This window comes from Johannesbaptistia floridana, from assembly GCF_057440575.1.
Window position 1 is genome coordinate 1 of record NZ_JALKVM010000336.1, and the last position, 7,491, is coordinate 7,491.

Annotated in this window: 7 protein-coding genes; 3 read left to right on the forward strand and 4 right to left on the reverse strand. The window is 37.5% G+C overall.

All coding sequences use genetic code 11. The annotated features are described in order from the left end of the window. Positions 1–33 precede the first annotated feature (33 nt). Positions 34–264 carry an NAD(P)H-quinone oxidoreductase subunit L gene (gene ndhL, locus MW688_RS18940; protein ID WP_486737574.1) on the reverse strand — a complete coding sequence of 77 codons (231 nt, stop codon included), beginning with the start codon at positions 262–264 and terminating at the stop codon, positions 34–36. A gap of 165 nt (positions 265–429) precedes the next feature. On the opposite strand from ndhL, the gene MW688_RS18945 reads away from it, so the two are divergent. Together MW688_RS18945 and MW688_RS18950 are read left to right on the forward strand one after the other, a co-directional pair. After that, positions 430–837 carry a hypothetical protein gene (locus tag MW688_RS18945; RefSeq protein ID WP_486737575.1) on the forward strand — a complete coding sequence of 136 codons (408 nt, stop codon included), beginning with the start codon at positions 430–432 and terminating at the stop codon, positions 835–837. A 13-nt stretch (positions 838–850) separates the two neighbouring features. Further along, entirely contained in the window at positions 851–2,104 is a 1,254-nt protein-coding gene (locus tag MW688_RS18950) for an aldehyde dehydrogenase family protein (protein ID WP_486737576.1), read from the forward strand. Here MW688_RS18950 and MW688_RS18955 read toward each other — a convergent pair. After that, positions 2,101–3,228 carry a THUMP domain-containing class I SAM-dependent RNA methyltransferase gene (locus MW688_RS18955; RefSeq protein WP_486737577.1) on the reverse strand — a complete coding sequence of 376 codons (1,128 nt, stop codon included), beginning with the start codon at positions 3,226–3,228 and terminating at the stop codon, positions 2,101–2,103. The two genes, MW688_RS18950 and MW688_RS18955, sit on opposite strands and share 4 nt — an antisense overlap. 31 nt (positions 3,229–3,259) lie before the next feature. Beyond that, positions 3,260–3,913 carry a helix-turn-helix domain-containing protein gene (locus MW688_RS18960; protein WP_486737578.1) on the reverse strand — a complete coding sequence of 218 codons (654 nt, stop codon included), beginning with the start codon at positions 3,911–3,913 and terminating at the stop codon, positions 3,260–3,262. Positions 3,914–3,960: 47 nt separating this feature from the next. On the opposite strand from MW688_RS18960, the gene MW688_RS18965 reads away from it, so the two are divergent. Continuing rightward, positions 3,961–4,395, forward strand: a complete 435-nt coding sequence (locus MW688_RS18965) for a DUF3531 family protein (RefSeq protein ID WP_486737579.1) — start codon at positions 3,961–3,963, stop codon at positions 4,393–4,395. A 1,117-nt stretch (positions 4,396–5,512) separates the two neighbouring features. Here MW688_RS18965 and MW688_RS18970 read toward each other — a convergent pair. Continuing rightward, a partial coding sequence (locus tag MW688_RS18970; RefSeq protein ID WP_486737580.1) for a DUF1156 domain-containing protein occupies positions 5,513–7,491 on the reverse strand: 1,979 nt, incomplete at its 5' end.

Below are 7,491 nucleotides of genomic sequence, written 5' to 3' on the forward strand. Positions count from 1 at the left end.
AGTTTAAGCTTTTATTTCTCGGCGTGCAATAGTTTAAGCTTTTATTTCTCGGCGTTTAGGTCTAAAATTGAGCAAAGGACTCAAGAGGAGCATACCAGGAAAAAAGAAAAATACCAGAAAATACATAAAAGCTCTTTCAAAGGAACTTGCCACATACCAGCGTTGTTTAAGATAAAAATAAACTGTACCAGGAATAATTAACAGGTATAATCCACTTAGGATTAAATAAAGTGCGGCCGCTAAAATTGTTTCTTGATTAAACATGATTGGCAATAAGACTAATTAATTCTTTGTTTAATTATAGGATATAGCAATTCTCTCTTAGGCAAAGAAAAAAACAAAATACAGGATTTTAAGTTAGAGAAAATCGAGTTAAGATATAGCTTATATATTCTAATTTTTTTTAACCATAACTTACGTTTTTAGATTGTGACACATCGAAAAGCTCAGAAAATTGATTTAACATCGGAATATGACTGTCCTTGTCGCCGAAAAGGACGCTTGAAACCCATTGTCTTAACAGAAGCCTTTGGTTGCGATCGCTGTCAACAAATTTTTGTGGTTCAAGAAAATGGTCATGAAATTGAACAGCTATCTTCTCACTACCCCTATAAAAAAAGCTGGCGCTGGCATAACAATCGTTGGATTGGTTCTAATCAAGGCTTAAGCGAGACTTACCTCCCCTTTGCTTTGGCGATTATTCTAATTCTACTAATTATCTGGCTACCCCTTGCCTTGCGCTCTGGATCGGGAATTAGTATGATAGTATGGGCTATATTCGCTATAACTTTAGCTATTATTCCCGCTATTATGGTTTGGTTGGCTTATCGCCGTTGATCAATATATCAATATGGACTCAGAAACTTCTTTAAAACTTTGTGTCAAACGCGCACAGCAAGATTATCTGAAGTTGGCAACTTATAAGCCTTCTTTGAAAAATCAGGCTATATTAGCAATCGCTGAGGGATTAGAAGCATCTTTAGACCAAATTTTAGAAGCTAATACCCTCGATTTACTAGAAGCTAGAGAAATGGCTGTGCAAAATTTGATTATTAAATGGCTAAAATTGACTCCAAAACGTCTAGAAAGGACAATTGCCATTATTAAGACTATTTCTAAATTAACAGATCCTCTGGCGAGACAGGTTAATCACTCCTACCAATACTACAGTACATTTGAAGGATATTGTAGGTCAGTACCCTTGGGAGTAATAGCATTTATTTTTGAAGGATTTCCAGAATTAGCAGCGATCGCCGCGGCGATGTCTCTCAAGTCAGGCAACAGTATCATACTAAGAGGCATGGGAGAATCAAGTCATGTGAATAAAGTTATACTATCGGTGATACAAAATGCCCTAGGGATGGTAGAGTTACCCCCTAATTGTGTACAACAGCTATCTTCAGACCAAGGAACATCTTTACAGGAGTTATTAACTCAAAATGATTATATACAATTAGCAATACCCTACGGTCGTCCAAGCTTAGTCAAAAAAGTGAAAGAGTTGGCGAGTGTACCAACAATAACTTCAGTAATGAGTAATTGCTATTTATATTATTCTAATTCAGGAGATATAGACTTGGCATATCAAGCGATTATTGATAGTCATGATAGTAGCCCTGATCCTGTAAATGCTATAGAAAAGGTAGTGATAGAAAGTAATTACAAAAGCTTTGCCTTAGTAAAACTGTGGAAAAAATTACAGGAAGCAGGATTTGAGTTAGGGGGAGATGCAGAATTAGCTCAAGAATTTCCAGAATATTTGAAGGCATTTGAGGAAAAAAATTGGGGTCAAGCCCACTTTGAAAAACTAATTGCTTTTAAAAAAGTAGAAGACATCATCGAAGGGACAGATTTTATCAATAGATATAGTAGTGGTCATGCCGATTGTATAATCAGCGATTCATACGCAGAAACTCGTTATTTTACTCAAGAAGTTAATAGTATTTTTACCTATATTAATCGCTCTCCTAGATTTTCTCGTTTAAGCCCTCAGGAAAATGCCGTTTATTTGGCGATCGCTAATCAAAAATATGGTCATCGTGGCTTGATTAGTTTAGAGAGTTTAACCACAATTAAACAGGTTTTAGAATCTCGAAATTTTTAATAGATTTCTAATTCTAATAAACTACATAACAAAGAGCCATTATATACTGGTAGACGACGGGAGGGCTTTAAACCAATCTTCTTAGCTAACTCCTTATTACCTGTAAGAATATAGGCACGCCAACCACAAAAACGTTGTTTTAATATATCTCCCAACAACTTATAGAGACTAGCTAATTCTGAAGCTTTACCCACGCGCTTACCGTAGGGAGGATTAGTAATCACAATGCCTGTATCTGCGGGAGGATATACATCTTTTAACTGTTGATGTAAAAGTTGAATATGACTATCTAATTGACACAATTTGAGGTTATTTTGTGCTTGACTCAGGATTTGAGAATCACCTTCACTGCCTCTAATCACAGCCTCAGATTTAAACAATTGACTATTTTTCGCATCTTTACGTAATTTTTCCCATAAGTTAGCATCAAAATCTGGCCAGGTTTCTAAAGCAAATTTTTCACGCTTTAAACCAGGAGCAATATTTAAAGCTTTCATCCCCGCTTCTATCGGCAAAGTTCCTGAACCACATAGAGGGTCTAAAAAAGCTACATCCCCCTGCCAATTAGCTATATTGAGTAAACTTGCGGCCAAGGTTTCTTTTATAGGTGCTAATCCCATAGCAGGGCGATATCCACGGCGATGTAAACTCTCTCCCGAACTATCTAAGCTTAATATACAATCATTTTGATAAATATGAGCATTAATAAGTATATCAGGTTCTTTGATAGATACATTAGAACGTTTTCCGGTTCGTTCTCTTTGTTGGTCAACGATGGCATTTTTTACTTCAAGAGCGGTAAAATGACTGTGATTGAGATTGCGATTACCACCAGTACAATTAACCGCAAAAGTCTGGTCTAAACTGAGATAATCTTGCCAATCAATAGAACGCACTTGTTGATATAATTCTTGTCTACTGGAACATTTAACTGTTTTAATGGGCATAAGTACCCGAAAAATAGTTCTTGCCCACAGGTTAACGCGATAGAGTAGTGATTTATCTCCGCTAAAATGGACTCCAGTAAATGCTGGGCTAATATTTTTGGCCCCGAGGTTTGCTAATTCTTGAGATGCAATCTCTTCTAAGCCTCGCGCTACTGTGGCAAAATAGTCATTAGTCATCTTATAAATTCAGGAGGAGTTTAAATATTTTTTATGATTTGCTGATGGCACTTACTTTAGCTTTGTATAGTAGTTTATCACCTTGGCGATAGCCAACATAACGCACTCTTACTAAGTCTCCTGGTTGAATATCACCCCCAATAATTTGATGTTCTTCAGGATTATAGACTACCTTGGCACCTACTTTAGCCGTTGCTTCAATTCCCCAACCTTTTAATAATCGTTCTACAGGTTTGATTAAAGGAACTAATTGAGTTGCGAGTATTCTAGGATTATAGGCGATCGCCGCTAGGGCCGTTGGCCATTTTAACAACCACGACTCGATTATCTTTAATACTGATTCTTGCCAGTATTGTTCTTGATTTTTGTGAATAGCTTGTAATACATTGTATTCTTGTCTTAAAGAGTTAATCTTTTGTATTTCTATGTTCACAGGTTTGAGATTGATCTTATTGGTTTCTGGCCAAAAATAGTTAATAAATTCTGCCAAAGAGATATTCAGACTCAAAGAGATTTTAATAGCATTATCAAGATTTATTTTTGGTAGCAATCCATATTCTAGTCTCCGTAGTTCTCGTTGGGAAACACCACTAAGCTTACTCAAGTGGCTGTAACCCTCAATCCCTGCCTTTTCCATCAAATCAGCTAATTTCTTTTGATTATTTAAATATATTAATTTACTCATAGTTAAAAAAGGTTAAAATATTTAAGCTGTTTCTCTATTTTAGAATCATGGAAATCGAGTTTCGCGAATTTAATCCCTTTGACCTTTGGATTTGGCTGGAGTTTGACAATATTCCTTCTATTATGGAACAACAGTATGTGGAAGAATTATTTAATTCTTGGTTTTATCTAGGTAAGTTGGGGGGTTTTAATGGAGAAAATCTCCAAGTGCAAGATATGGGTACTGATATTAGCTATATGGAATATAACTTAGATTCTAATATTTTAATGGCGCCGATGCACAATATGGGAGAATTTGAATATAACGGTTTGTGGGGGCGCTGTTGGTTTGATTTAGGTATGAGTGATTTAATTGCTGTAGATGTCTTAATTAATGCCATTCAACAACTTAACCGAGAATATCTACTTATCAAACGTATAATCATTGGTGGCGAAAATTCAGATTGGCCTGTGGATAGTCGAGATACAGAAACTTTCTTATAGGTAATACTCAGACCCTCGCATCTTTACCTAATGTTACTGGTTGTGATTGAGTAATGAGTTTTGAAGTAAGGAGTAATGAGTAATGAGTTAAAGAATTGATCCTAACCCCTTAAAAGGAGGCAAGAGAGGCAAGAAAGGTCGGCATAGATGGGGATTTTAAAAATTGATTCTCGCCTGTTGGCCTATTTAGTACTTTTTTAGAAGTGCTTTGGTCTAAGTCTCAGGCGATCGCCCTTTCGTTTATAGTGTAAACTATGATTTAATTTACACTTTTTGCTGTATTTTCTCTAAATATATTTTATCGCAGTGCTCGTTGTAGTGTTCCGCTCATTAGATAAACTTTTCCCCCCTTCCCCCCTTAATAAGCTATCCTTTATAAACATCTTTCTTAACATAAAACTTGACAAAAACACCAACTTATGATTCTGTGCTTTTTCAGATTTTGTTTAAGAAAATAATGTATAGTAATATACATTTTATCCACAACTTAAGTAATTTTACTTAAAATCCCTCTCCCTGCTCCCTGCTCAGAAGCTCCCTGCTATACAAGGGTTTCAGATTTGCTTATAAAGCATAGCCTTTTTAAGGGGGGTCAGGGGGAACATCAATTAAATGGCGATCGCCTCAGATAAGATCCCCCTCAATCCCCCTTACCAAGGGGGACTTTTTTATAATACTAATTATAATTTACAGCAGACCGAGGGCGATCGCTTATCTATATGGCAAGTAGTAGGGTGTGAAGTGCAAAGGAGCGCGTAACGCACCAAACATGAGTAATGAGTTTTGAAGTAATGAGTTTTGAAGTTTTGAAGTAAGAAGCCTGTAGCCTGTAGGTTGGGTTGAGGTCACGAAACCCAACATAATACTTAGCTCTTGCATCTTTACCCAAAGTTACTGGTGGAGGTTGAGTAATGAGTTTTGAAGTAAGGAGTAATGAGTAAAAGAATTGGTGTTAAACCCCTAGGAGACAAAGATTATAGAGAATTAACCATAAAAAACATTTTTCCTGAAAAATTAGTACATAAGTTCTGGTGGAAGATATGAGCCAAAGCTGTTTGTGTTCACAAAATAATTAACTTTTGCGTTACATTTACTGAACGCACCCTACAAGTATTGCTTAAAATCCCAGTCCTTTTTTCTTAGCTAATACCCCATCTATCCACCGTTTCTCACTAGTCCCATTAGGGTACAATGCTGATAGAGATTGAGCTAAGGTCCAAAATCGCTGGTCATCTCCTACCCCATCATCTACTAAGAAGGTTTTTAAAGCATCGCTTCTCCCTGCGGTAAACAGAAGCATTGATTGGTGGATACGGTCTAAAACAGTTTTCCCTATATTCTCTATAGTTGAATCATCCCTGTTTTGAGTAATCTTTTGTTCTTCTTCCGGGAATAAGGATATTTGTACATTCTTATTCTTTTTGGTTTTTCTTTTTTTGGGAGTTTTAAGAGAGTCTAAATCATGTCTTGGTGCGCGTTTCCTTGCGGAGGTTTCCTCCGCGGGGTCGCACCGCTTTTTATCTAGTAATGCTTTTGACCTTTCTAATACAGGTAAAAGTCTGGCTTTGTTTCCCTTAATCTCTACTAGGGTATTGAGGTTTTCTAAGTTAACCCCTAAGCCTTGGGCGATTTTTCTTACAGAATCGTATTCTAAAACAAAGCCTGTGTTAGCTGCTTTGGAGGTGGATTCATCTTCATCTGCTTCTGCTTCTACCTCCGTATGGTTGTTATCCCCAGCTTCAGTTGATAAAGTCCAAAGCCACATAGCTGTAAGTCTGGCATCTGATTCTAGAGATGATGTATCGGCATCTTTGAAAATCATTCGCAAGGCTTCTTGAGATACAGCAGCCCACAGGTTTTCTAGATAGTCTTTGAGAGTGACTATTTCACCAGAGGCTTTTTCTACACTGTCATAGCGGGAGAAGATTTCTAAAGCAGGTCCTAAACAGGCAAAAATAGCATCGGCACCTACTATTCCTTCTGATGCAAGGCGTGGCATCCATTCATGAATACGAATAGGTAGTTCTTGCAGTACATCTCTCCAATCGCCGATTTGGTTTTTGGTGCGAGGGCGACACACTAGGTGGATTGATGAGGCGAGGGCGGCAGAGTCCCTAGCACGTAATCTTGTACTCATTTCGGTATCAATTGCCCATGATGCGGTTATAGTCCAACCTGCATCTACCATGGCTTGAAGTTGTGCTTCCCATCCTGATGTTGATTTATGGGCAAACACTATGATACCTATACCATCAGGGGAGAGTATTCTACAACCTTCTGCCATGGCTTTTGCCATTTGCGCTTCAAACCAATTTCCATCTTTATGTGGATATCTAGCAGAATCCCAACCAGCCATTTCACATATTTCTTCATCCTTTGGGGCTATTTGAGATGAAAATAAATTAGGGTAAAGATTACCTAAGCTGCGTTTTAACCATACATAAAAGAAGTCAGATAAGTCTGAGTATGGCACTGCATCATAGTATGGAGGGTCTGAGATAAAGGCTTGTATAAAGTCATCGGGGAAGGGGTGTAAGGTTGCGTCTGCTTGTTGAGTTTGACCTAGACTCCAATTATTTCCTACTTCGGTTAAAACACGATAAAAACGCTCATTTATAATTTCCAGTGAACCACTAGAATTCCCTATACATATTGCTTCTGCAAAATCCCAGACCATGGGAATGGCTTGCCGACCAAAAAGATGTCTAGGACACTCTGCTACAGTTTCCCAAGCATTTAGAGAATTGCCTAAGTCGGATATTTTATCTATAAGAAATGCTAAACAACATTGAACCACTTTTATAAGTTTTCGATCTTCTGAAGTTTCTACTTCAACATAAATTTTATTAATTAAGCTTACTAAAGTTGTTAGTGCTAAAGCTTGACGAGAGGTAAATAAGCTACCCCAAGTATCATGACCATAAATAGGGGCATTAAAAACACCACTCATTATTGGTAATGGTTCATCAGGAACTAAACTTAATTCCCCCTGATGGGCAGCTTTTCTCCTCTCTAACTCCTCCTTCGCTGCAACAATAGCCTCTTTATCCTGAGTATTAGGCAACCGATAAAACCGACCCTTCTCACTTTCACGAG